The sequence below is a fragment of the Nostoc sp. LPT genome, from assembly GCF_017115165.1.
Classification (GTDB): Bacteria; Cyanobacteriota; Cyanobacteriia; order Cyanobacteriales; family Nostocaceae; genus Nostoc.
Genome location: NZ_JABXKF010000164.1, coordinates 1 through 25,344, shown reverse-complemented (window position 1 = coordinate 25,344; position 25,344 = coordinate 1). Strand labels below are relative to the sequence as shown.

Here is a 25,344-nt window from a genome sequence, read left to right as displayed (position 1 = left end):
GATCATAACCTAAATCAAAATGATAATAATTTTTTCTGAAGTGCTGACATACAAAGGGCGATGCGGAAATTGATATCTTTTTGCTCAACTTCATCGATACCCAATTTTACTTTCAGGTGTTGGATATGATTTTGAACAGCCCTGAGCGATATGTGAAGACGATGAGCGATCGCTTGGTCTGTTAAGAATTCATGACATAAAAGCCTGAGAACTTCCAACTCTTTCTCATTCAAGTTTAATTCTTGACGTAACTCTTTAGGCAGCTTCAATTCTCCATTCAGCGCACTTTCAACACCCTCTAGAAAAGCTTTGCGCTGTTCCATTTTATTCACCACTACAAATCCACCGTAGTGATGATTAATAGATGTGACAAGTTTTATCAGCCAACTGGGTTCACTGCTATAGATGAGGATATTTAGAGAGGAATAAGCATCAAAAATTAACTCTAATAGTTTGAAAGCAGATTTAGCTGACTGCGAGCCAGAAGGTGTAACAAATTGTAAATCAAGGACAATTAAATCTGGTGTCTCTATTTGTAGATATTGTAGTGCTTCTTGGGGAGTGTTGGCAATGACACAAACAGCAGAGGGGTCGAATTTTCTCAGAAAATCACAGTTATTTTGGGCTACCTCCGGGTGATCTTCTACAACGAGAAACAGCAGTGGCTTGGCTTTCATGTCTTAGGCGATGATTCCGTAAGTACGGCTGAAATTAAACCTGTGTATTTTATGTTTACTGCCGTAGGCATCGCTTTAACCTGCTCCAATATTTTATTAGTTAGGAATTGACACATTGCTTGATGCCCTAACCTTGATGCAATCAAATAGCAGATTTCAGGAAGGACAACACTAGGAAGCAGCAGAGGTTCATTTATACTATGTGCAACAGCTAGAACACGATCGTGATTGCGATCGCTTTGATCAGCTAGTGCAAATAAGAAGCTGGTACCAAGTATGACGGTCATACTTGCTCATCTAAATGCAGACTCCAACCGCGAATAGGATCAACTTCACTAACAAGAATCTCCTCATCTCGCTCTGAAACATTTTTTTCCATCGAGCTTCCTAATTTTGCCACTGAAAGCAAGAAGTTGATGCTAGTTTTTTGGGGCTGCTTTTGGGCTAATTTATAGTGAAGATAATCAACAAAATTGATCAGTTCAGAGAGAGAGTCCTCTGGCAAAGTGTTGATTGACTCGATAATCTGCTGTCGCTTTGTACTGGAAGTATTCATTAGCTAATATAAAAAAGCGATCTGCCATATTGTAGCTGCTCCAGTTAGTGCGTAGTTTACCGCCGTAGGATCGCTCTGGGCAACCTACTAAATTAACCGAATAATTCCTATGTGCTGTTGGCAATATTGCCAGTGCGTAGTTTACCGCCGCAGGCATCGCCTAAAATAATTCGGGTTATCAAAAGTGCGTAGTTTACCGCCGCAGGCATCGCATCAAAGAATCGTGTTATCGAAAGTGTATAGTTTACCGCCGTAGGCATCGCCTAAACTTATCGTGTAATTGAAATTGCAATCGCTTCTCCTAGTATCTCACAGATCGCTTATGATAAATGCATTCTCGTATGTCTGGGAGTTTAAACCATGTCTCTCGCTGAGTTAATTCCTTTGGTGAATAATCTGAGCCAGTCAGACAAATTATCACTCTTCAAACTCCTAGCTGCACAAATCCCAGACGCTGAACTACAAGTCATCTTTTTTGCATCAGAGTATCCAGTTTGGTCGCCCTACGACGCAACGGAAGCCTCAAACATTCTGATGCAAATGATTCAGGATGACCAAGAGACATCTACTCATGCCTAGTACAATCGAGTTTCCCTTTTCTAACGATGAAGCATTACCCACGATTTCCATCACTCTGAGTCATGCAGGCTTTTCTGTGTTTGCGAATGCACTGCTAGATACTGGATCTACGGTCAATCTATTACCTTATGACATCGGGCTGCAATTGGGTGCAATTTGGGAGGAACAAACTGTCCGCTTGCCATTGGCTGGAAATCTTGCAAGGGTTGAAGCACGGGGTTTATTTGTGCATGTTCAAATTGGGAATCTGGAACCAGTTCGCCTAGCATTTGCCTGGGCACAAGCCTCTCAGGTGCCCTTAATTCTTGGGCAAACGAACTTCTTTCGAGAATTTGATGTCTGTTTTCAGCGATCGCGCCGCACGATCGAAATTATTCGCTTCTAATAAGCGTCGATGTTGATCACCACTCCTCTGAGCAAGAGATTGATTGCGCTCGCTCTCATCTATTTCACTTCAACTCGAAATCATTGCGATCGCCTCAAATCATCGTGTAATCAAAAGTGCGTAGTTTACCGCCGCAGGCATCGCCTAAAATAATCGGGTTATCGAGAGTGCGTAGTTTATCGCCGTAGGCATCGCCCAAAATCATCGTGTCATGAAAAGTGTGATCGCCTAAAATAATCATGCCGTAGAAAGTGGGAGACTAGATCCCCAACTTCTTCAAGAAGTAAGGGATCTGAATGACGTGTAGTAGAAAGTGCGATCGCACTACTGCATCCAATCAAAAACGTGCGATCGCACAACACTTTCATGTCATCGAAAGTGCGGTTGCATAATCTGAAATAAGCTAGTCAACCGATAACTTACTTCCGAATAAACGGCACTGGAACTATATCTAAGAGGGTGTTTATAAAATAAATCTTAAGCAGTTGAGCAACGATGATTGTGGGCTAATCGACGTAACATTAGATGCGTCATCGCGGCGTATATCATGGTTTCGCAAGTTTATTGGATGATATTCGTAATCTTTACTCAGACGACGATAGCGACCAAGCCATGCAAGTGTACGCTCTACAACCCAACGTCGAGGCAATACTTTAAAACCTGAATGTCATCTTTCGGCGACAGCATGGCCGGCGTAGAAATTCAGTCCAACCTCATGGCCAGTTTGATGACAGATTCATTTTTACAAATTCCGCCGCAATGGTTGGAGTTGATAATCATTATTTTAGGAGCAGTTTTTATTAGTGCTAGTGTTTCTAGTTATCAAAATTGGCGTTTATTAGGGCTAGTTTTGGCAATATTTGGGGGTTATTTTGGACTATGTTTAATTCTCTTTAAATGCAAGTGGATATTATCAATTATTCTGCCTCTGTTGATATGGACAGCAACAGGGATATCTGTTTTTATCTATTTCATTTGGGTACGACAAAAAGAGGTTATTATTCTCCAAAATTATCAAATTAGCCAACTAAAGGCGGCTGAACAAGAGGCGATTCTTTCCCGCACACGTAAAATCCTTCATCGCACTGCTTCTGATATCCATGATGGGGCTTTGCAAGATTTGAAGCTAGTGATGGACAAAATTGAATTGGAATCTGATTTAGATGTGGATTCAATTTTAGATAAGTTGGCAGCTTTAGGGCAGGAAATTAGGGATAAATTGTATAACATTCGTAGTGTAGCTGAGAAAATGGAGGTGACTCCAGCATTACGACAAGGGTTAGATGTCGGAATTAGAGCGACGCTGCAAGATTTAGTCAATTCTGGAAAGTTAACTTTAACAGTGATTACAGAACTTCAGCCTCTGCAAGAACCAGAATTAAACAGTGTTTGGATTGAACATTGAGAGGAAATTTACCGCTTTTTCCGCGAAGCACTGAATAATGTGATCCAACACGCCCAACCACCCCACGGTACTGCTACCCAAGTGTGTATTAGTTTAGAGCAACAGGGAGTCAGATGTATTTTAGCGATCGCCAATGATGCCTCAATTATCAAACCTACCGCTTGTGAACGTCCAAAAGGTGGCTATGGCAGTAAGATGATGAATGCGATCGCCTCTGAACTTCCAGATGGTGCATGGGAAATGTCAGCTTTACCTGATGGACAAGTGCAAGTCACACTGAGTTGGCATTTACCCTAAGTCGATCTGGCTAAATTAAAAAAATAGTAGGAGTTCGGCTAGTCTATGGTAAAACCAATAATCCAATCAGCAACTCAAACCTTATACGACGAAGATTATTATCTGTGGCTGAGGACAACTATAAACCAACTTCGTGCTGGACAGTTTTCTGCTGTTGATTTAGATAATTTGTTAGAAGAATTAGAAACTATGGGTAGAAGGGAGAAGCGAACAATTGAAAGTTTATTAATTAAGCTTCTTGAACATCTACTAAAACTCAAGTGTTGGGATCATGAACGAGAACGTAATCAAGGACATTGGAAAGGAGAAATCAGGACTTTTCGTAGAGAGATTAAAAAAGCTCTTAAAGATAGTCCTAGCTTAAAACCTTATATTTTAGAAATATTTGATGAATGTTATCAAGATGCAAGGATAGAAGCAAGCGATCGCTCTCAACTTACCATTGACATATTCCCCTTAATACCCATTGGCTCTTTAGAACAAATCTTAGATGAAAACTGGTTTCCTGAATATAACCACAATCATCACGGTAAACCCGATTAAAATGAATCCCCACCCGACGAATTCCTGCAATAATGCCTCACTGACCCAGTGTTGAAAATTCAACTTAAACGAATGGCATCGCAAAACTTTTGTAAATCCTCTTAAGTAACTCTGTTAACAAAGGATTAAAGGATGTATAAATCTTGCCAAATATGAAATACTAATCCTTATTTGTTAGCGCTCGTTAAAAATAGATAGGTATGGGCTATAAGTAAAAGCTCGGTTACGTTTATTTCCAGTAATTTCTTGCACAATTCCTATGGCACATAATTCTTTGACTAAATTGTTAGTATTAGCATATGATAATTGGGTAATTTCTTGAGCAACTTCCATATTAAAAACTGGTTGGAAATAAAGTTTTTCAAGTAAAGCTATAGCACTTCCTGACTTGCGACTGCTGATTTCTTTTATTACTATTCTACGATGTTCCTCTTTTAAATTAACTATTTGACGAGCAACAGTAGATGCTTCCTGAGCAACTTCATATACACCTTTTAGAAAAAACTTAAGCCAGCTTTCCCAATCCCCAGTATCCCTTATAGATTGAAGATAATCGTAATATTGCAATCGGTGTTTTTTGAACTAATAAGATATGTATAACAATGGGCGTTTTAATATATTTTTTTCACATAACAAGAAAGTAATTAGCAAACGTCCTGTTCTTCCGTTGCCGTCTTCAAAAGGGTGAATTGTTTCAAACTGAGCATGAGCTAATCCAATTTTAATTAAAGCTGGCATTGGGGCAGAGTCATGTAAAAACTTCTCAAAATTACTTAAAGCTTCTTGCATATCATGGGGTGGAGGTGGAACATAAGTAGCTTCTTTTAAAGAACATTTTCCAGCGCCAATCCAATTTTGGCTGCGGCGAAACTCTCCTGGTCCTTTTTCAGAACCTCGACCTTCTCTCAATAATTCTTTATGAATTTCACGAATCAATCGCAATGATAAAGGAAAATTATTTTCTAATCTTTTGAGTCCGTGATTAATTGCTGCAATATAGTTGACAACTTCAGTTACATCTTGCGGGTTGTCTGGTTCTACTGTACGAGATTCAAATTCAAGAACATCTATTAAAGAAGCTTGTGTTCCTTCTATCTGACTTGACAATACTGCCTCTTTACGAACATACATAAATACGAATAAGTCAGGATTAGGTAAAGCGTCTGTCGAGCCATCTAAACGACCTAACGCTCTATCTGCTTGTGATAAAAGTTCAAACATTTCATCGTCAATACATAATTTAGGTTTAGGCGGCAAAGGATTAGGTATAAAAGCTTTGTATCCAGCAAGTTGCTCTACGTATTTACCTGCTCTATGGGTATCAACCATATTATCGATTCCATTCACAAGAGAAGATTTTTAATCCATATTATCGAATATCCCTTGTTATCAATAATAAGGAATATTTTTTTCTTTTACATGATATGATGAAAGGTTACGCTTAATAGAGTAAACAGCAACCAACCGCATTCCTTTTGGTTGAATTTCTTAAGTGGTCAGTATACTTGCTATAGCTTTGCTAGACTCGCTACGTACATTATCAGCCAATACGCTCAGTAAAACGTGTTTGAATCTTAGGAAATAGCTCACACAGTTCTTTTTTATGGACGGGTGCGTAAAAAGCCATCCATTTGTAATACTGGGAACACAACGTCTCTGGTGGACGTAGAAATAGTGGTTAAAGTCTAATCCACAGAGAGTGAATACGCAACTTGGGTTTCCATAGGAGTATGCAGACGTGCAGCCGGACTTAATAGGCTTGGAAATTAGTAAGGGGGAACTGAGACGTTTGACTGGATTCGATCCAGAAGACGTTTTTCGTCCCTCGATTTTGCGAGATGGCAAAAAGCGATTAGGGTTTTTGATCAGTGAAATGCTGGTGACGCTGGCACTAACACCAATAATTGTGGGCTTTGTTTACGCGTTTATTATTCTGCCAACAATTGGTTCTTCAGTTCGACTAGGAATTCTTTTACTAATTTTAGTGCCAATGCCGATATTAGTGGGGCGATGGCTGTGGCGACAATTAACCTGTCCTGAAGGACTGACAATACTTTTAGATGAAGTTGATAAATATCATGACCTGGTTGCTGCCATCGATATCAATGACCAATTGGCAGCATCAGGAAACGTAGAAAGCAGTATCCATGACCGAGATAAAGTAACCGCCGCCTTGCAACTAATTAGAGAAGATTTAGTCCGCGCTCTGAAAACGGAACGAATTTTGCGAGATAATAAAAAATTGCTTGCTAATAACCAAGAGTTATTTGTGAATAATTTAGCCAGTCTGCGAGCTTTACAAGTTAGTAGTCAAGCAGGCGAATATGCTCAGTTGCTAAATCAATCATTGCAAATTGCGATCGATGTCCAAGCAGAAATCAGAAAATTGCAGAAAGGCTGAGTAGAGATTACCTCTGTTGATAAATTTCCCAGAAAACAATCGCCCAGTTGACTTAAATGAGCAACAAACCCAAAATAATTGTCCTGGATGATGACCCTACAGGTTCTCAAACAGTCCACAGCTGCTTGCTGCTAATGCACTGGGATGTGGAGACTTTACGCAGCGGGTTGCAGGATGATTCGCCGATTTTCTTTGTGCTGACTAATACTAGATCGCTAACGCCAGAGTCAGCTGCATCTGTCACTCAAGAAGTTTGCCATAACCTGAAAATCGCTTTGAAGGCTGAAGGAATTGACGATTTTCTGATTGTCAGCCGTTCTGATTCTACTTTGCGGGGACATTATCCCATTGAAACAGATGCGATCGCCCAAGAACTCGGCCCCTTTGATGCTCATTTTCTCGTACCAGCATTTTTTGAAGGCGGACGCATCACCAGTGACAGCGTGCATTACTTGATTATTGGCGGTGTACCTACCCCAGTCCATGAAACTGAATTTGCCCGTGATTCAGTCTTCAGCTACCATCACAGTTACTTACCCAAGTATGTTGAAGAAAAGACTCAAGAACGAATTAGTGCTGAAGCAGTAGAAAGGTTTCTCCTCGCCGATATTCGCGCTGGTAGTTTGGAACGCTTGCTAAAACTGAGTGGTAATCAGTGCGCTGTCGTCGATGGTGAAACTCAAGCCGATTTCAACCGTTTTGCAGTAGATGTATTAGCAGCCGCAACTCAAGGGAAACGCTTTTTATTTCGCAGTGCAGCAAGTATTTTGACGGCTTTAGCTGCTTTACCACCCCAACCAATTGCTGCCGAAAACATGGGGCAGTACGTGCGCCAAGGCAAACCAGGTGCAGTGATTGTTGGTTCCCATGTGAAAAAAACTACCCAGCAATTAGAGGCGCTATTGCAACTAGAAGGAACAGTGGGAATTGAAGTGAATGTTGCGCGATTACTTGATGATGCAAATCAATCTGCGGCATTGCTAAGTGAAATTCAAGAAAGTACACGAGCGGCACACAAAGCTGGCAAAACACCAGTGGTTTATACTAGCCGTCAGGAACTGAATTTTAAAGATGTCAAGACACGATTGGAGTTTGGGGAAAAAGTTTCAGGTTTATTGATGGATATTGTCCGCGGTTTACCATCTGATATAGGATTCTTAATCAGCAAGGGTGGTATTACTTCTAATGACGTTTTGAGTACTGGACTAGCTTTAACTTCAGCCCGTTTACTCGGTCAAATTTTAGCTGGTTGTTCAATGGTGTTAACGCCATCCGATCATCCTCAGTTTCCTGATTTACCTGTGGTGCTGTTTCCAGGTAACGTTGGCGATGCTGATGCCTTGGGGACAGTTTATCAGAGGTTGACCGTGCCAATTTGAGATTTGAGATTTTAGATTAAAGAGTCTTTTGGTTAATGTCGGACTAATATCTGGCTACGCCAACACCCCTTGTGAGTGACACAAATCCAAAATCCAAGTTGCGCTATCAGCGCACCAAAGGTGCGACCCAAAATTTAAAATCTGTTGTCTTTTGGCTAGTACTACATGGCTTCTGATTCTGCGATTCCCAATCTAAAGTCAAATTCTGCACTTCCGAATGCAGAATCAAACTCTATACTTTCTGAGATAGAGATAAATCCTACTGTTTCTGATGTAGAGTCAGATTCTATCCTCCCGGATGCTGAGTTAAAATCTGTCCTGCTTTATTTAAAATCAAATACTGCTGACCCAGATGTAGAGTCAAATACTGATGCGGGATCGGATTTTATCCTGACTGATTTAAATCCCGATGAGTTAGCATTACCAGGGCATCGTGTAAATGATAATACTCAAGTCCAGTTAAAAAGTAAGGAGGGACGACTTTTATTAATTTTGCCTTCGGAATCTCAAGTATCTGCCTCAGAACTTACTTGGTCTGATATTTGGCAACAAATAAGGCAACGTCTGAGTGCAGGCGATCGCTTCCGTGTATCTAATACACCTGTGCATTTAATGGCACAAGACCGTTTGGTAGATGCCAGACAACTCCAAGAACTCGCTGAAGCTTTGAGTGAAGTCCAACTCCGACTGATATCTGTCTCGACGAGTCGGCGGCAAACTGCGATCGCTGCCGTGACATTAGGGTATTCAGTAGAACAATTACAACCCGTAACTTCCCTGAGTTCCGAACCAACAGCTACAGCGATCCCCCAAGAAGATGCCCTCTATTTAGAAATGACAGTCCGTTCTGGAGTAGAAATTCGTCATCCTGGGACAGTAATTCTCTTGGGAGATTTAAATCCAGGTGGTATTGTAATTGCAGATGGAGATATTATCATCTGGGGTCGCCTACGTGGAATCGCTCATGCTGGGGCTGGAGGCAATAGTGAGTGTCTGATTATGGCCTTGCAAATGGAACCAACCCAACTGCGAATTGCAGATGCTGTAGCTAGAGCACCAGAAAAACCGCCAATGCAGTTTTTTCCAGAGGTGGCACATATTACGCCCCAAGGAATTCGTATCGCTAGGGCTACTGATTTTTCCAGAAACCAATTCACCAAGAGCAATCAAGAACCATAAATATTTACTTAAAGAATGAAGTATATAAGTAAGGATGAAATAAAACAAATATTCATGCCTCACCCACATCAGGGAGAACAGATATTTCTTCATACTTGATACGATACTTCATACTTTATACTGCAATTTACTGTTTTATATTTCCTGAACCCTCATTGACCGCATTTCTATCATGACTCGCATTATTGTGATTACCTCCGGTAAAGGAGGAGTGGGTAAAACCACAGTTTCAGCAAATTTGGGTATGGCTTTAGCCAAAATGGGGCGTCAAGTTGCTTTGGTTGATGCGGATTTTGGTCTGAGAAATTTGGATTTGCTGTTAGGGCTGGAAAACCGCATCGTTTATACTGCGGTAGAAGTCTTAGCTAGAGAGTGCCGTTTAGAACAAGCCTTGGTGAAAGATAAACGCCAACCCAATCTCGTACTCCTACCAGCAGCCCAAAATCGCTCCAAAGATGCAGTCACACCCGAACAGATGAAGTTATTGGTGAATGCACTAGCGCAAAAATATCAGTACGTGATTATTGATAGCCCCGCCGGGATTGAAAATGGGTTTAAAAATGCGATCGGCCCGGCCAAAGAAGCGCTAATTGTCAGCACACCAGAAATTTCCTCAGTTCGCGATGCCGATCGGGTAGTAGGGTTACTAGAAGCACAAGGTATCAAGCGTGTTCATTTAATAATTAACCGCATCAGACCCGCAATGGTGCAGGCAAATGATATGATGTCAGTGCAAGATGTTCAGGAACTTCTCGCCATTCCCCTGATCGGGGTAATCCCTGACGACGAGCGTGTTATTGTATCTACCAATCGCGGCGAACCCTTAGTGTTAGCGGAAAATCACTCTTTAGCTGCCACAGCCTTTGAGAACATTGCTCGTAGATTAGAAGGAGAAAGTGTCGAATTTCTGGAGATCGACTCGTCCCAAGACAGCATCTTCGCCCGCCTAAGAAGGTTGTTGTGGACTAAGATTGTTTAATTTACCTTTCCAGTCTCTGCCCCAGACCTATTCGTAATGATTGAACTTCTAGAAAAACTTTTTTTTCGCGGCCCTGATAGCAGTCGAACTCAAGTTAAACGTCGCCTGCAATTGGTGATTGCTCACGATCGCGCTGATATAGACCCTCAAACGTTGGAAAAAATGCGGCAAGAGATCCTAGATGTAGTCTGTCGCTATGTTGAAGTTGAGACAGAGGGCTTAGAGTTCTCTTTAGAAAGCAACCAACGAACCACAGCTTTAATTGCAAATTTACCCATCCGCCGGGTCAAAGGCGTCATACCTGAATGGGAAAGAGGTGATAAGCCTCTCTAGTTTGAATTTTAAGTATTTTTATATCTTTTATAAAATTTTGGTGGGTTGAAGACAGCAAAACCTAACAAATACTCTGCGAGTTTTTATGACCTCGTTACAATCGAAACAATATGCCAAACGAAGCAAAAATTAGACAAGCTGCTACTGATGTTCAGCAGAAAATTCTTGATTTAAGTACTTGGGAATTATTTGTTTCTCGTGTAAAATCTGAGGAATCGCAAGTGTTTAGTTTGACGGTTGAACTAACTGAGCCGTCAATTGCTATTTATCCCACTCGTTATATTAGAGTAACTTTAATAGGGGTAGATACAAACGGAAATATAAGTAATGTATCTCTTGATTACGGTTGGATGATTCAGCAGTCAGGTAATTTTAGCGTTGATGCAGTGCTTGATGTAAAAACATTTGATAACTATGCTGAGTCAGCAATGAAAAACGTTCCATTTCTATTCCAAAACACAAATGTTGAAGCAACAACTAATTTGCTGACATCATTAGCTTATGAGTTTATTTCAAAACTAATTCATACACTGACATTACCAAATCATCCAGAGTCTCAGTAATGCATCAGTTAGATAGGAGCAATAGATTGGGTTTCACTGCGTTCAAACCAATATAGCAGTTGTTGAACAGGATAAAAAAATCCCGTTGTCGTCACTGCTGACAACGGGAGTATGTAGGATTTTTTATAATTTATCGGTAGGCAACTTGTGGGCCTGCCCAAATTTCTGTCACCTTTTTACCAAAAGTAATTGGTCGATCACTGTCTGTTGCAGTGATAGTCTTACCATCATTAGCAACTTGCATTAATGGCCACTTTTCCTCGCCCAATTCCCCTGCACGGAATAACACGCGATCCGGTTGGCTTTTACTCCAGCCTAATAATACGGCAACTTTTTCATGTTCTTCATCACTAACAGGAGCAACTGTGTTAGTGTGATTTTTTTGCCGATCCCAAATCACTGCACTATCTGTAGAATCACCTGTGTTAAATATACCATCAAACTTGCGTGCTAAGAAGCGATCGCCTTTTTCTGACCAGCTAACTGGAACTAATACTCCGATCTTACCGCTCGTATCGGTTTCTTCTAAAGACTCTACCTTTGCAGCCTTTACCTTTAATAAAGGATCGCTAACTGGAGTCGTTGAAGCCATCACCCACAATTTCTTAGTTTGCATATCTTGGACAAACAGAACGCTAGTGACACGGCTGTTGTACATTTGGGGTTTCACTTCCAGTTGTACCCGGCTATAAACAGCATATTTCCCATCTGGAGAAATCACGGGTACGCTGCGATGGTGACGCACTCCAGAACCACCATTAGAAGCAATGGCTTCTTGAGTTGCTGTAATCCATTTCCAAGGAATCGGATGAGGACTACCTATGGGATCTATTTGTTCTGCTTGGGACTCATCAACTGGTTCTACAACAGGTATTTCGGTCGTTGTGGTTGATTGAGATTCTCTAATAGCTGGTGCTACTTGAGTTGCTGTCAATGATTCAATAAAAAATTTTTTTCTAGAGAGATAATTTTCTTGTCCTCTTAAAGACTTGACATTAGCAGCTTTAAGTTTGCGTATTAAATTAAGTTGACTAACAGGAACATCTGTTGATGGTGCGAGTTCAACTGCTGCCAAAGAATCGGGAACAGTTACATCGCTTAAATCTAAATCGCTGCTTGACAAATAATTATCTACTTGAGTCGAAGACTCAATTTTATTCGCTGGTAATACTTGCGGTTCCTGAACAGCAGTACTTTGTGTTGGCACAGAGTCAAATTCTTCTGTTGTCGATTCGATTTGATCTGTTTTTAATGTTTCAGCTATCTCAGGTTCCCCAACTACAGCTATTTCCTTTGATACATCAGATTCTCCAGTCATCGAAGTTAGTTTATGTACTTCGGATCTTACTGGGATCGAGTGAGCCGATGCTCCTAATAAAGGTGCAAGCAGTATCACAACGACAACGTAATTGAGAAATGGTTGTGTGCGGAACCATCCCGACAGCAAAAGGGATTTAAGCATTTGTAGACTCTCTAGAGGGGGCAATTGCTATGTGAGAAGCAATACATCAACAGCAATGGGGCAGGTGGTAGTTATATGTATAACAAGAAACTAAAACTAATGACGAGATAATATCTTCAAAGTTTGAAGAGTTTTACAAAGATTAAGTATCATTGTTTACACCTTTTATTACTAAGGTACTGGATATTTTTTGGCAAAAATATGCGAGTATAGTAAATATGCTGAGAACTCAGTAATTACTACACGATATATAATGTCGCTACATTCCACCACACCAAAAATAAGTCTTAGTTAAGAAATATTTCGGGTATAGTTTGAGGAATCAGGCTGGCAAACAAGAGTGAGATAACTTAGTTATCGGGGATTGTACTAGCGATCGCTAGTACACAGCAAATAAGCTAGATTACACACTAAATATAACAGCGCAAACCCTCATGATGGTAACGTGAGGCGTTAATTAAAAACCTGGGAAAGCGGACGCATAATACATCATACTCAGAAGATATTGCTATCAGCAACCCAAAGTTATAAATTGCTATCTAAACTACAAAAATAGCTAGAAGAGGCAATATTTTTTCGGAAATTTAACTACATTTAAAGCTAATTTCGGGAAGACGATCGGGAACACAACAAAATTCACTCGGTAGATGCTCTAGCGACTCACAACGAAAAACCACTAAGTGATTAGGTTTACTAGAGGCAGATGCGGCTGATACTTAGCTATTACACTTGTTAACTTAACAATTAAGTTAATCAAGCAGCCTTTGGTTTCATGAATACGAAAATATTGTACCACCAAACAGCGAATATTATTTACAGCGAACAACTGTGTTTTGCAACTGCCGTCCCGAATCCAGGAGCCTGCTAGATGCTGGCTCAGTGCATTCTGTTTCAACATGCAACTGAAATGTTGTCAGTTATGAGGGGCGCACTTACGATTAACTAATGACTCACGACTAACAACTAATTATTAATGAAAATTGTATTTTTTGGTACACCCCAGTTTGCTGTACCCACCTTGGAAAAGTTATTGAATCATTCAGAATTTGAGCTACTGGCGGTTATCACCCAACCAGATAAACGCCGGGAACGCGGAAATAAACTTACACCTTCACCAGTAAAAGCGATCGCTACTGCTCAAAATTTACCAGTATGGCAACCCGAACGGGTGAAAAAAGACACTGAAACTTTAACCAAACTCAAACAATTAGATGCAGATGTGTTTGTCGTTGTCGCTTATGGACAGATTTTATCGGCAAAAATCTTAAATATGCCGAAATTGGCGTGCATTAATGTGCATGGTTCGATTTTACCCAAATATCGCGGTGCAGCGCCGATTCAGTGGTGTTTGTATAACGGTGAGACAGAAACGGGGATCACCACTATGTTAATGGATGTGGGGATGGATACTGGCGCAATGCTCCAAATAGCCACTACACCTATTGAATTACTGGATAATGCCCAAGATTTAGCCGACAGACTAGCGGGGATCGGTGGGGATTTATTGGTGGAAACTCTGTTAAAGTTGGAACATAAAGAAATTCAACCAATTCCTCAAGATAATTTAGCAGCGACTTATGCACCTCTGATTCAAAAACCAGATTATGCTTTGGATTGGTCAAAAAGTGCGATCCAATTACACAATCAAATTAGAGGCTTTTACCCTAACTGCACGGCTACCTTTCGCGATAACCTGTTGAAAATTACTGCTTCTGCTCCTCTTGGTTCTGTAAGCGATCGCGATCTCCCAGTAGAATTGCAAGAATTAATACATAAATTGCCTGATTTGTCAAATGTATCAGATAAACCGGGAGTTGTAGTCAGCATTGCCAAAGGAATTGGCGCGATTGTCCAAACTGGGGAAGGTTTATTGCTGTTGCGAGAAGTTCAGTTAGCCGGTAAACGTCCCCAGTCGGGATGGGATTTTGTTAATGGTATGCGCTTAACTGTGGGAGAAGTTTTTGGTACGGGAAGCTGACGGGGATGAGGCAGGGGGCAGGGGGAGAATAATAACTCCTAACTCAGCACTCAGCACTCAGCACTCATAAAAGCGGCAAGATTCGCAAGGGCCATCTGGGTTGACTGCACAGCGAATGAGTTCTGAATGAGCATTGTAGCAGCAGGTGGCATCACCGATTACCCAACGTCCTGCTACCAAACTCTTCTCAGATGGTCGTTTAGCACACTGTACATAAATAGCGATATTATGCAAGCGGTAGCGCCCAGCTTGAAGTTTGTATTTATGGCGGCGCTCTAAAACCGCGTAGGTTTTACCTTGAAAATCAAGATAGTTTCCGGGTTGGGGTGTCCAATCAAGTTGCATTCTACCAAGGGACTCACGCGGGTGCGTCAGAATCACCTCAGTTTGTAAAGAGTCTAGCTCCATAAGCTTATGTGATTTGATTTACATTACAAGGATGGTATCGCGATCGCTTTCTTTAGCTTACCGAATTTAAATTACAATTAATGATTAACTAAATTTGCGAGAAATATACATACAGTAGGGTAGCACAGCAGTGCATCCCTACAGATTACGGCAACCAGAAGTCAGGCAGGATAGATTTACTCAATTTACGCAAAGTTTGGTTGAGCGATCGCGCCACTTGAATATGCACTTCATCCTCTTCTACAGCTAAAATCTCGGCTGGCTGACCTTCTCCCAAATAAGACACCACCAAATTCGCCGCCTCCAAACCAGTAACATAAGCCTTTTCCTGTGACCAGGAACCATGACGGTTCACAATCCAATCCCCACTCATAAATACATTCTCAAAACTTGTCTTAGCGGGCAACATATAACGATAGCTGCCAGGTGCAAAGTGAGTCACTGCTTGAGGTAGCCGAATCACACTACTATCAATTATCTTTGCCTCCCCAAATGCTGGCAGACAAGTTGCTAAATAACCCTGAACTATTGCTAAAATCTCCTCATCACTCAAACCCAGAAACTGATTGGCGTGATAGAAATCAGCTTCAATCACTGTTCCCGGCTCATCTCGATATTCATCATGTAGAGCATTCAAATCAAAAAACGTCCAACCTGTACTTGCGTCGAATCCAAAACAAGCATTAGAAGGACGAGGAATATCAATTTTACGGTCAAACCATAGTCGCGTTGCTAAAACATCAATTGCTCCTAAATTGCTCAAATTACGGAATTCTTCACGGCTTTGTAAACTAGGGCTAGTTGAGACAATTTTCTTCATCCCTGTGATTCCAACTGCAAAAATCACGGCATCTGCTTCAATTACTTCATCACTACAAACCACAGCCTTGGCTCGATGATTACTATCAACAATTAAATCTGTAACCCGGCGCTTGGGCAACACTCGCACACCAGCTTTTTCGATACGTTCCACCCAAGGACGAAATATCTTTTCTCCAACAGTTCCCCGACACCAAACCACATCAAAATCGGGTTGATGAGCCAGAATAAAAAAGTAAAGCATCCCTAAAGTTGCGGCGGCTGAACACTGTTCGCCAGGGGCAAACAAGCCCACCAATAACATTGGTTCAAAAGCCTCGCGGTAAAGCCGTGCAGAAACGTTAAAGTTTTTGAATAATTCACGGGCAGTTACAAAGTCATAGCGCCGCCAAGCTGCATCAGAATTATCAAAATCAACAACAGCATAAAGTAAAGGCAGGGCGCTGAGACGGTCAATTAGTGGCAGCCGCTTAAACTGAGTGTAGAGAAAAGTTCCCAGTGGCGAGGGGAGTCGCGGTAAATCTTGAAAAATTGGTGATTCAACTTCCAAACCTGCTGGCGAATATTGCGAAGAACGAGTCCAAGTAGTAAAAGGATTCATTTCTAATTCATTGATTAAAGAAAAAATATTTTTGTAAGGATACCAGAACCCATGAATGCCAGCTTCAACAGATTTTCCGGCGGCTGTTTGCCAACCTGCCACCAATCCACCGGGATAGGGGCCTGCTTCGAGAAGTGTCACATCATAACCTTGTTTTGCCAAATGGTAGGTTGCTCCTAAACCAGCCCAACCAGCACCTACAACTACCACCCGTTTTTGTTGTAACCCTCCTACCATCGCAGCCTCCAATTGTTGAGTCCATCAACTAATGTATACGAACTTGTGTTTTGATCGAGCAAGAGTTGATTATTATAGCGATTTTCGTTTGGATGCAATGGGCGCTTTGGTAGCATATTTGTGCAACCTCACTATATTCCATCAAATTTAAAATAGCTATAGACTTAAAAAAGGCTCAGGAGAAGCAGTTCAGTAAAAATCACTTGCGGGTAATGCTGAGTTAAGAGTATAACAGAAAACAGATTTAACTATTCATGAGGAATAATCATAATGAGTCAATTAGCAAATGCAAAATTTAGTCTGAATGACTTTGAATTGCGAGATGGCATTTATTTTCCTAGCGACTATGAACAATTAACTAATACTCAACATAAAAAAACATGGGACGCAATTGGTAAAACATATTATGGTTCCCAAAAAATTGAAAAAGTTGCAGCAACATCGCCCATTAAACAAGATTACACTTTGCTAACTGGTACGCCTGGAGGTACTTGGAACAAATTTCCGTTGAATAAATCTGTCGGTTCTATTCTAGAAATTGGTTCTGGTTATGGTCGCGCACCTTTACATCTCTCGAAAGCGAAAAATCTAAAATGCGAGAAATATTATGGCATTGATATTTCTGAACCTTTATTGCGGCGGTTAATCAAAGTTAAACAAGAATACAATTTTTTCCCCGAAGCTGAATTTCACTTGATTTGTACTTCTGCTGAGACATTACCTTTAGAAGATAATTCTATAGATTTGGTAATTTCTAACTGCGTTTTTATGCATATTCCAGATGCACAATTAAGAAATTTATTGGCTGATATATGTCGTGTGCTAAAACCTGGTGGAATTTTTGTTTTTAATCATTCCTTTCACAATAAATCTTGTCCTTCTCATATTATCCATAATTTTATCAGAAGGCTGAACCCATTTGTGAGAAATCCAGTTTATCTCAAGCAATATTCAGCTGCTGAAATAGAAGAAATGTTAGCTACTGCTGGGATGAAAGCTAAGTGTCCAGAATACATTGTCGAACCAACAGCAGAATATGCAATATTGCCGGAAACCATCAAAGGGATTCCGGTGCCGTTTGCTAATGCTATCAATAGAAGTCTCAAGCCATCAGATAATTTAAAAGAAACTTTGGCTTACGGTTTTAGTGCATACAGTACTCAACTGGACTGATATCATGTCCGCCAAATTACCCATAATAAAAGAACCCCACTCTCAACCCCTCCCCGCTTTTCGGGAGGGGAGCTAAAGCGCAGCTTTGGCGGGGTGGGATTCCGGGTATTATGTTTAATCGCCCGGACATCATATGATTAAGAAACTATCTGGTTGTCACAATGAACTGAATGCCAATAATCTACAAAAGCATAACATCGTTGTGCTTTTATTTTTACAATAAATGCCTATGAATTTTGTCTCTTATTTTTTGCTTTGAGTTTGATTATTTAGTATAAACTCCAATAATTATCCGCAGATGATATGACTTATAGATATGGGAGATTTCAGGTTGCCCAATATAGATAACATTTGCCAAAAATTGTACTTTTGTTAACTCGCGCACGAGACGTTGATCTTGATGTTTATAAAGTGGTATCGGTAACACTATAGGCAAATTATTCATCCATTGTTTAGCAGTAGTGGAACTACATCCCGTAATCAAAACTATCTCTTCAGCACCATAGATAATGGCATTTGTAGTCAGAACTTTTTCAATTTACACCTGCCAAGGACGAGGCAGCATTTCACCCCATTCAATTTGCTGCAAACTACTGCTTGTGGCTAAAACAATTAAGCGATCGCCAGCATCAAGCTTAACATCATACCAGGGCATTAAAGAGTAATTGTCTTGCTGATATTTCTAGTAAAGAATCGGTACAACACTGTAGCCAGAAGCTATTTCAGATAAAAGCAACCCATTCAGGGTATCGCCATCTTCAATCTTGTATTCCGTCACCATGACTATTTGCTCGTTCAAGTGAAACAAGCTTAGAACATTTTCTCCAAAAGCAGCACAAGCAAAGACAACTTCTTTACCAGTTGGTTTCAAGATGAGTATCAAATAATAACAAACCGTATCGAATTCTGATATTTGATACCCAACTGAACGCAAATTTTGTTTAAAATTTGGCTAGTTTTTGGGATTTCCTTGATTGATTGTGATGTACTTTACCAACTTTTTCCAACATATTCAAGCCAAAGTTGGTAAATTAGGGATTAGTTGAGCTAATTCTTCCGTACGCAACTATGCCATTGGATTTATCGCCTCTTTGGATATCACTCAAAACTTCATTACTTGCCACATTTATCACCTTCTTTTTGGGTATCGCTGCTGCCTACTGGATGCTGGGATATCGTGGCAAAGGTAAATCGTTGATTGAGGGTATCTTTATTGCACCCCTGATTTTACCGCCTACAGTTGTCGGTTTCTTGTTGCTGCTATTTTTTGGTAAAAATGGCCCTGTAGGGAAATTCATGGAGGCTTTTGACTTCACCATCGTCTTTACTTGGTATGGTGCAGCGATCGCAGCCACGGTAGTTTCTTTCCCTTTAATGTATAAAACTGCACTGGGAGCTTTTGAACAAATAGATGGTAATCTACTGCGAGTAGCTAGAACCCTTGGTGCAACTGAAACCATAATCTTTTGGCGCATCAGTTTACCTCTGGCACTACCCGGCATTGTCGCCGCCACAATGCTGGCTTTTGCCCGTGCTTTAGGAGAATTTGGCGCAACGTTGATGCTGGCTGGTAATATTCCCGGACAAACGCAGACAATCCCAATGGCAATTTATTATGCTGTGGAAGGGGGAGCAATGAATGAGGCTTGGTTCTGGGCGATCGCAATTATGGTGATTTCTCTCTCTGGAATTATTGCAGTTAACTTCTGGCAAGAATTGAGGGAAAAGAAAAGGGGAGTGGGGAGTGGGGAGCAACGAGCAACGAGCAGGGAGCAGGGAGCAGGGGGAGAAATTCTTTATACTCCGCACTCTAGCTATGAATCTGGTGGATTATTAGTCAACATTGAAAAAATACTTCCTAGCTTTGATTTAAAAGTTGCTTTCACTACCGATGAGCAACCGTTGGGATTGTTAGGGGGTTCTGGAGCAGGTAAGAGCATGATTTTGCGCTGTCTTGCGGGAATAGAAACGCCCACAATCGGGCAGATAGTTTTAAATGGCAGAGTTTTGTTTGACTCGGAACAAGGAATTAATTTACCCAGTCGCGATCGCCGCATCGGTTTTTTAGTGCAGAATTATGCTCTGTTTCCCCACATGAGTGTGGCGCAAAATATCGCTTTCGGCTTGCCCAAAAACCTATCTGCTGGGAGTATTCGGGTGCAGGTAGAGGAGCAACTAATAGCAATGCAGTTGCAGGGATTAGGCGATCGCTATCCGCACCAACTTTCTGGGGGACAACAACAACGGGTAGCTTTGGCAAGAGCATTAGCAAGTCAACCGGAAGCGCTGCTTTTAGATGAGCCGTTTTCCGCACTTGATACACATCTGCGTAGTCAATTAGAGCAGCAAATGACAGAAACTTTGGCTGGCTATCAAGGTGTGACTCTATTTGTCACTCATAATATGGAAGAAGCTTATCGGATTTGCCCAAATCTGTTGGTATTGGAGCATGGTAGAGCCGTTCATTATGGCAGCAAATATGAGATTTTCCAGCATCCTGCTACTGTAAGTGTTGCCCAACTCACTGGATGCAAAAACTTCTCCCGTGCTGTTCTCCAGTCATCGCAACAGGTAGAAGCGATTGATTGGGGTTGTACTCTGCAAGTAATTGAACCTGTCAAAAGCGAATTATCCCACATCGGCATTCGCGCCCATCAGTTCATTTTTACCAACGACTTATCACAGGAAAATACTTTTCCCTGCTGGGTAGTACGAACAAATGAAACGCCTCATAGAATGACATTATTTCTCAAACTACATTCGGCTGGCAAGAATTCTCAAGATTATCATCTGCAAGCTGAAGTCTTCAAAGAAAAATGGGCAACGATGAAAGATCAACCTTTTCCTTGGTATGTGCGTTTAGATCCTCTGCGGTTGATTTTGATGGAATGAACGCAGAGATGCACGGGACGCAACGAAGCTGTAATAATGGAAAACTTGGCGGCAGTGATAGATTAGTTATTTGACCCTACATAGGATGATTATGGCAAGCAATAGCTTCAAACCCGCAGAGGCGGGTTTTGTCTTTATAGCTGCAACTTCCAGTCGCCTGGTGCAAAATGTGAGTTAGCTGGCTTCCAATACATTACAGTTGATGAGTCTACCCTGGAGTTTTTAATGTCTCGAACGGAAAAAGTAAGAAAACTTGCCGGTTTTATTTGGAGTATTGCTGAACTTTTACGCGGTGATTATAAGCAAGCTGACTACGGTAAAGTCATATTACCGTTTACAGTATTGCGCCGTTTGGACTGTGTTCTAGAGCCAACAAAAGCAGTAGTCATGGAATTTTACGAAACCAAACTAAAGTCCATGAATCTGAAAAATCCAGAGCCGTTACTAAATCAGAAAGCTGGCGGAACTTTTCACAACATTAGCCAGTTTACCTTTCAAAAACTCAAGGCAGACCCAGATAATGTAGCTGCTAATCTCCGAAATTTTATTAATGGCTTCTCTATTGCTGGAAGAGAAATCATTGAATATTTTAACTTTACTGACCAAATTAATCGTTTAGATGAAGCAAATCTACTATTTTTAATTGTCAAAAACTTTGCTGAAATCAATCTTCATCCAGATGAAGTAAACAGCATGGAGATGGGCTATGTTTTTGAAGAATTGATTCGCAAATTTTCGGAACTATCTAATGAAACCGCAGGGGAACATTTTACACCCCGTGAAGTTATTAGGCTGATGGTTAACTTACTGTTTCTCAATGACAGAAATATTCTAACTCAAGAAGGTATTGTGACAACTATCTATGACCCTGCCTGTGGAACAGGTGGGATGTTGTCTTTAGCAGAAGAGTACATTAAAGAACATTCCGCGAAGCGGCTTACCAGTATTTCATAGACGAAATAAAAAGCAAGGGGAGTTCAACACCATGACCAGCCAAATCACAGAACGAGCTTTTGAAGTTGCTATAGTTGACTCCCTAATTCAGAATGGTGGCTATCAGTTAGGCGATGCTGCCAACTTTAGCCGCGAGTTGGCATTCGATAAAGCCACCATATTCCAGTTCATTCAAACTTCTCAACCAGAAGCATGGCAAAAGCTTTCAGAGATTCACGGCTTGGCTGTAGAACCAAAGTTCATTCAAAGGCTCTATGCAGAATTAGAGTTGCGGGGAATGCTAGACGTACTGCGCTACGGAATTATAGATTACGGTGTGCGTTTCAAACTGGCATTCTTCAAACCTGCTAGCAATCTAAATCCTGATACCTTAGCACTTTACGAGCAAAACATCCTCACTGTGACTCGTCAGGTGCGTTATAGCTCTAAACATGAAAATTCTGTAGATATTGTCCTGAGTATCAATGGTTTGCCAGTCGCCACAGTAGAACTAAAAAATCAGTTCACTGGACAAGATGTTGAAAAAGCTAAAGAACAGTATGTTGAAGACCGGGAAAATCATGAACTGTTATTTCAATTCAGACGGCGTGCTTTGGTACATTTTGCCGTAGACCCCGATGAAATCTGGATGACTACCCGCATTAGTGGCATTAACACTCGTTTTGTACCCTTCAACAAAGGCTACAACAAAGGTGCAGGCAACCCACCCAACCCAAAGGGTTACAAAACCGCTTACCTTTGGGAAGAAATCTGGGCAAAAGACAGTTGGCTAGATATTATAGGTCGTTTTTTGCACCTAGAGCAAGAAATTATTAAACTTGATGGTAAAACAGTCAAAAAAGAAAGCCTCATCTTTCCTCGGTTTCACCAATTAGATGTAGTTCGCAAGTTAACCGCAGATGCCAAAGTTAAGGGTACAGGACAAAATTATCTAATTCAGCATTCTGCTGGTAGTGGCAAAAGTAATTCTATTGCCTGGTTAGCATATCAACTTGCTAGCTTATATAATGATCAAGATCAACAAGTTTTTGATTTAGTTATCGTTATCACTGATAGAAAAGTATTAGACCAGCAACTTCAAAACACGATTTACCAGTTTGAGCATAAGCAAGGAGTCGTGCAAAAAATTGATAAAAACTCTGCACAACTAGCTGAAGCGTTGGTTTCTGGCACTAACATCATTATTACTACCTTACAGAAATTTCCTTTTGTCTTAGATAAGATTCGGGAAATCTTAGAAAAAAACAAGATTGGCGAACTACCTAAACGTAATTACGCCCTAATTGTGGACGAAGCCCACAGTTCTCAAAGTGGCGAAGCGTCCAAGAAAATGAAAGAAGTGCTTTCTATTAACGATTTAAGTCTTTCAGCCAAGCAAGAAAGCATGGTTGACCAGGAAGATGATATTGAAGATAACATCCGCAAGTCGATGCGTGCCCGTGGTAAACAACCAAATTTGAGCTTTTTTGCCTTCACAGCCACACCCAAGCCAAAAACCTTAGAAGACTTTGGCCAGATGAACGCCCAAGGGCAAACAGAACCCTTTCATCTTTATTCCATGCGCCAGGCAATTGAAGAAGGTTTTATCATGGATGTGTTGCAAAATTACACAACATACAGAACTTTCTTCAAAATCAGTAAGGCGATCGCAGACGATCCTAATATTAGCAAAAAGAAAACGAGTCGAGCGATCGCTAAATTTTTATCACTCCATCCACACAACCTAGCCCAAAAAACTCAAGTTATTATCGAGCATTTTCGCCAATGTGTGATGCATAAAATTGGCGGGAAAGCTAAAGCAATGGTGGTTACAGCTTCTCGACCGCATGTAATCCGCTATAAAGAAGAATTCGACAACTATTTACAGAAACAAGGTTATGCAGACATCAAAGCATTAGTAGCCTTTACTGCTTTTACCGATAGAGAAACTTACATCGAGTACACTGAATCTGATATCAACGGCTTTGGTGAAAAAGAATTACCCGAAAAATTTGAAACGGTTGAATATCAACTCCTGATTGTAGCAGACAAGTATCAAACTGGTTTCGATCAGCCATTATTGCACACCATGTATGTAGATAAAAAACTTTCTGGTGTAAAAGCTGTACAAACCCTCTCTCGCTTGAATCGCACTTGTCCCGGTAAGGAAGACACTTTTGTTTTAGATTTTGCTAATGATGAGCAGGAAATTATTGATGCTTTCCAGCCTTATTACGAACAAACAACACTAATAGCAACAACAGATCCTAACAGACTGTATGATTTAAAAAATAGGTTAGATGGCTACCAGATTATCTGGCCTAGTGAGGTAGATGCTTTTGCCAAGATATTTTTTAAGTCTCAGGAAAAGGTAAATAATCAAGATCAAAGTAGACTGCATTCCTTTATTGATCCTGCTGTAGACCGTTTTAAAGGTTTAAGTGAAGAACAGCAAGATGAGTTTAAAAAAAGTCTAACTGCGTTTATCAGATTATATGCATTCTTGGCACAGATTATGCCATTTGCAGATGGAGAACTAGAAAAATTTTATGCTTTTACTCGTCTTTTGCAAACCAAATTACCAAAACTTAGCCAAAGTGAAGCTTTTAAACTTATTGACGAAGTTGTACTAGAATATTATCGACTACAAAAAATCCGAGAAGGTCAGATAATCTTAGAAAAAAATACAGAGTTATCTCTACAACCTATAACTGAAGCTGGCATACCAAGAGATAAAGAAGAACAGGCTAAACTTTCAGAGATTATCGATATTCTCAACAAAAGATTTAGAACTGATTTTACTGAAGCAGACAAATATTTTTTCAGCCAAATTGAAGAAGCGTTAGTTCAGGATAAGACATTATCACAACAAGCCAAAAGTAACTCAATCCAGAACTTTAAATATGGCTTTGAGGATGTATTTCTGACAAAGTTGATTGAGCGAATGGATTTAAATCAAGATATTTTTACCAAAATCATAGATTTTAAAGATTTTGGTGAAGTAGTAAAGGATTGGATGCTAAGGAAAGTGTATACAAGATTGACACAAGAGTTCAGCTAACAAAAATGATTAAATTACTTCAAGCGCCCAGACCAAAAGAGTCTGAGCGCTTGAATATTAGGTTGCAGAGAAACTTCTGCTAGATTGTCGTGGAATTATGCGGGCATCATCTGCATACTTCTGCAAGACTCTGCACACTTGCGGCAAGCAGCAGCACATTCCATCATTTTCGCGTCATCGCTCATCATCTCACACGCCATTGCAGTGCGATCGCACATTTCCGCACAAAGCATACAAGTGCGTTCCATGAACTCAGAACCGCTCATCATCATATTCATACACATCATGCACATTTCAGAGCAATCACGCATCATGCTCATCATGCTCATCATGCTCTTGTCCATCTGCTGACCACCTTTGCTCATGCAATGAGTCATGGTTTCCATACACATTTTATGACAGTCCATACAAACATCCATGCAAGTTTGCATTTCTGGAGTCATGGTTTCATATCATGTCCGGGTAATTAGTTACGATTAAACTCCAAATTGAATCCACCAGTGA

The 25,344-nt window shown here is 40.7% G+C and carries 27 protein-coding genes and 1 pseudogene; 16 read left to right on the top strand and 12 right to left on the bottom strand.

Features of this window, described 5'->3' with window-relative positions; all coding sequences use genetic code 11:
* Positions 1 to 14 precede the first annotated feature (14 nt).
* From HWQ58_RS31430 to HWQ58_RS31415, 4 genes are all read right to left on the bottom strand, one after another.
* A complete protein-coding gene (locus HWQ58_RS31430; protein ID WP_292871687.1) occupies positions 15 to 677 on the bottom strand; it encodes a LuxR C-terminal-related transcriptional regulator in 663 nt (220 codons plus the stop codon).
* Complete coding sequence (locus tag HWQ58_RS31425) at positions 674 to 964, bottom strand: hypothetical protein (protein WP_292871685.1); 291 nt, start codon at positions 962 to 964, stop codon at positions 674 to 676. Before HWQ58_RS31425 ends, HWQ58_RS31430 begins: the two co-directional genes overlap by 4 nt.
* A complete protein-coding gene (locus HWQ58_RS31420; RefSeq protein ID WP_292871683.1) occupies positions 961 to 1,233 on the bottom strand; it encodes a DUF2281 domain-containing protein in 273 nt (90 codons plus the stop codon). The genes HWQ58_RS31425 and HWQ58_RS31420 overlap by 4 nt, the downstream gene beginning before the upstream one ends.
* Positions 1,234 to 1,340: 107 nt before the next feature.
* The gene (locus tag HWQ58_RS31415) at positions 1,341 to 1,493 is read right to left on the bottom strand and encodes a hypothetical protein (RefSeq protein ID WP_292871681.1); all 153 of its coding nucleotides are present in this window, start codon (positions 1,491 to 1,493) and stop codon (positions 1,341 to 1,343) included.
* A 100-nt stretch (positions 1,494 to 1,593) separates the two neighbouring features.
* Here HWQ58_RS31415 and HWQ58_RS31410 point away from each other — a divergent pair, with 100 nt between their 5' ends.
* Both HWQ58_RS31410 and HWQ58_RS31405 read left to right on the top strand, forming a co-directional pair.
* Positions 1,594 to 1,812, top strand: a complete 219-nt coding sequence (locus tag HWQ58_RS31410; protein WP_292871679.1) for a hypothetical protein — start codon at positions 1,594 to 1,596, stop codon at positions 1,810 to 1,812.
* Entirely contained in the window at positions 1,805 to 2,197 is a 393-nt protein-coding gene (locus HWQ58_RS31405) for an aspartyl protease family protein (protein WP_292871677.1), read from the top strand. Before HWQ58_RS31410 ends, HWQ58_RS31405 begins: the two co-directional genes overlap by 8 nt.
* A 574-nt stretch (positions 2,198 to 2,771) precedes the next feature.
* On the opposite strand, the pseudogene HWQ58_RS31400 reads toward HWQ58_RS31405, so the two are convergent.
* Positions 2,772 to 2,858, bottom strand: a pseudogene (locus HWQ58_RS31400) (IS5/IS1182 family transposase); the annotation flags it as partial.
* Positions 2,859 to 2,861: 3 nt separating this feature from the next.
* On the opposite strand from HWQ58_RS31400, the gene HWQ58_RS31395 reads away from it, so the two are divergent.
* The 3 genes from HWQ58_RS31395 to HWQ58_RS31385 are packed head-to-tail and all read left to right on the top strand — an operon-like array spanning position 2,862 to position 4,442.
* Complete coding sequence (locus HWQ58_RS31395) at positions 2,862 to 3,602, top strand: hypothetical protein (RefSeq protein WP_292871675.1); 741 nt, start codon at positions 2,862 to 2,864, stop codon at positions 3,600 to 3,602.
* Between the two features lie 39 nt (positions 3,603 to 3,641).
* A complete protein-coding gene (locus HWQ58_RS31390) occupies positions 3,642 to 3,899 on the top strand; it encodes a hypothetical protein (protein ID WP_292871673.1) in 258 nt (85 codons plus the stop codon).
* Positions 3,900 to 3,944: 45 nt separating this feature from the next.
* Complete coding sequence (locus tag HWQ58_RS31385) at positions 3,945 to 4,442, top strand: DUF29 domain-containing protein (protein ID WP_292871671.1); 498 nt, start codon at positions 3,945 to 3,947, stop codon at positions 4,440 to 4,442.
* A 174-nt stretch (positions 4,443 to 4,616) separates the two neighbouring features.
* Here the strand turns inward: HWQ58_RS31385 and HWQ58_RS31380 are convergent, their stop codons facing one another.
* On the bottom strand, positions 4,617 to 5,009 hold the full coding sequence (locus HWQ58_RS31380) for a hypothetical protein (protein WP_292871669.1): 393 nt from the start codon (positions 5,007 to 5,009) through the stop codon (positions 4,617 to 4,619).
* A gap of 15 nt (positions 5,010 to 5,024) precedes the next feature.
* Positions 5,025 to 5,771, bottom strand: a complete 747-nt coding sequence (locus HWQ58_RS31375; protein ID WP_292871667.1) for a Fic/DOC family N-terminal domain-containing protein — start codon at positions 5,769 to 5,771, stop codon at positions 5,025 to 5,027.
* A 409-nt stretch (positions 5,772 to 6,180) separates the two neighbouring features.
* Between HWQ58_RS31375 and HWQ58_RS31370 the strand changes: the two genes are divergently transcribed.
* The 6 genes from HWQ58_RS31370 (at position 6,181) to HWQ58_RS31345 (ending at position 11,276) form a co-directional block, all read left to right on the top strand.
* Positions 6,181 to 6,843, top strand: a complete 663-nt coding sequence (locus tag HWQ58_RS31370) for a hypothetical protein (RefSeq protein ID WP_292871665.1) — start codon at positions 6,181 to 6,183, stop codon at positions 6,841 to 6,843.
* Between the two features lie 56 nt (positions 6,844 to 6,899).
* Positions 6,900 to 8,222 carry a four-carbon acid sugar kinase family protein gene (locus HWQ58_RS31365; protein WP_292871663.1) on the top strand — a complete coding sequence of 441 codons (1,323 nt, stop codon included), beginning with the start codon at positions 6,900 to 6,902 and terminating at the stop codon, positions 8,220 to 8,222.
* Positions 8,223 to 8,387: 165 nt separating this feature from the next.
* Positions 8,388 to 9,401 (top strand): septum site-determining protein MinC, encoded by a 1,014-nt coding sequence (gene minC / locus HWQ58_RS31360; RefSeq protein WP_292871661.1) that lies wholly within the window; start codon positions 8,388 to 8,390, stop codon positions 9,399 to 9,401.
* 172 nt (positions 9,402 to 9,573) lie between these two features.
* Positions 9,574 to 10,380 (top strand): septum site-determining protein MinD, encoded by an 807-nt coding sequence (gene minD, locus HWQ58_RS31355; RefSeq protein ID WP_292871659.1) that lies wholly within the window; start codon positions 9,574 to 9,576, stop codon positions 10,378 to 10,380.
* 36 nt (positions 10,381 to 10,416) lie between these two features.
* Positions 10,417 to 10,713 (top strand): cell division topological specificity factor MinE, encoded by a 297-nt coding sequence (gene minE / locus HWQ58_RS31350; protein ID WP_292871657.1) that lies wholly within the window; start codon positions 10,417 to 10,419, stop codon positions 10,711 to 10,713.
* A gap of 110 nt (positions 10,714 to 10,823) precedes the next feature.
* On the top strand, positions 10,824 to 11,276 hold the full coding sequence (locus tag HWQ58_RS31345; RefSeq protein ID WP_292871655.1) for a hypothetical protein: 453 nt from the start codon (positions 10,824 to 10,826) through the stop codon (positions 11,274 to 11,276).
* 130 nt (positions 11,277 to 11,406) lie between these two features.
* Here HWQ58_RS31345 and HWQ58_RS31340 read toward each other — a convergent pair whose 3' ends face one another.
* The gene (locus tag HWQ58_RS31340; protein ID WP_292871653.1) at positions 11,407 to 12,738 is read right to left on the bottom strand and encodes a hypothetical protein; all 1,332 of its coding nucleotides are present in this window, start codon (positions 12,736 to 12,738) and stop codon (positions 11,407 to 11,409) included.
* A 973-nt stretch (positions 12,739 to 13,711) separates the two neighbouring features.
* Between HWQ58_RS31340 and fmt the strand changes: the two genes are divergently transcribed.
* Entirely contained in the window at positions 13,712 to 14,716 is a 1,005-nt protein-coding gene (gene fmt, locus HWQ58_RS31335) for a methionyl-tRNA formyltransferase (RefSeq protein WP_292871651.1), read from the top strand.
* A 57-nt stretch (positions 14,717 to 14,773) separates the two neighbouring features.
* On the opposite strand, the gene HWQ58_RS31330 is transcribed toward fmt, so the two are convergent.
* Together HWQ58_RS31330 and HWQ58_RS31325 are read right to left on the bottom strand one after the other, a co-directional pair.
* Positions 14,774 to 15,124: a DUF6464 family protein gene (locus HWQ58_RS31330; protein ID WP_292871649.1), complete on the bottom strand. Its 351-nt coding sequence runs from the start codon at positions 15,122 to 15,124 to the stop codon at positions 14,774 to 14,776.
* Positions 15,125 to 15,269: 145 nt separating this feature from the next.
* On the bottom strand, positions 15,270 to 16,781 hold the full coding sequence (locus tag HWQ58_RS31325) for an FAD-dependent oxidoreductase (RefSeq protein WP_292871647.1): 1,512 nt from the start codon (positions 16,779 to 16,781) through the stop codon (positions 15,270 to 15,272).
* 270 nt (positions 16,782 to 17,051) lie between these two features.
* Between HWQ58_RS31325 and HWQ58_RS31320 the strand changes: the two genes are divergently transcribed.
* Complete coding sequence (locus tag HWQ58_RS31320) at positions 17,052 to 17,954, top strand: class I SAM-dependent methyltransferase (RefSeq protein ID WP_292871645.1); 903 nt, start codon at positions 17,052 to 17,054, stop codon at positions 17,952 to 17,954.
* Between the two features lie 682 nt (positions 17,955 to 18,636).
* Here HWQ58_RS31320 and HWQ58_RS31315 read toward each other — a convergent pair.
* Complete coding sequence (locus HWQ58_RS31315) at positions 18,637 to 18,825, bottom strand: hypothetical protein (RefSeq protein ID WP_292871643.1); 189 nt, start codon at positions 18,823 to 18,825, stop codon at positions 18,637 to 18,639.
* 197 nt (positions 18,826 to 19,022) lie between these two features.
* Between HWQ58_RS31315 and modB the strand changes: the two genes are divergently transcribed.
* The 3 genes from modB (at position 19,023) to HWQ58_RS31300 (ending at position 24,840) form a co-directional block, all read left to right on the top strand.
* Positions 19,023 to 20,846 (top strand): molybdate ABC transporter permease subunit, encoded by a 1,824-nt coding sequence (gene modB / locus HWQ58_RS31310; RefSeq protein ID WP_292871641.1) that lies wholly within the window; start codon positions 19,023 to 19,025, stop codon positions 20,844 to 20,846.
* Positions 20,847 to 21,071: 225 nt separating this feature from the next.
* On the top strand, positions 21,072 to 21,800 hold the full coding sequence (locus tag HWQ58_RS31305; protein ID WP_292871639.1) for a type I restriction-modification system subunit M N-terminal domain-containing protein: 729 nt from the start codon (positions 21,072 to 21,074) through the stop codon (positions 21,798 to 21,800).
* A 31-nt stretch (positions 21,801 to 21,831) separates the two neighbouring features.
* Positions 21,832 to 24,840: a type I restriction endonuclease gene (locus HWQ58_RS31300; RefSeq protein WP_292871637.1), complete on the top strand. Its 3,009-nt coding sequence runs from the start codon at positions 21,832 to 21,834 to the stop codon at positions 24,838 to 24,840.
* A 95-nt stretch (positions 24,841 to 24,935) separates the two neighbouring features.
* On the opposite strand, the gene HWQ58_RS31295 is transcribed toward HWQ58_RS31300, so the two are convergent.
* On the bottom strand, positions 24,936 to 25,283 hold the full coding sequence (locus HWQ58_RS31295; protein WP_292871635.1) for a four-helix bundle copper-binding protein: 348 nt from the start codon (positions 25,281 to 25,283) through the stop codon (positions 24,936 to 24,938).
* Positions 25,284 to 25,344 lie beyond the last annotated feature (61 nt).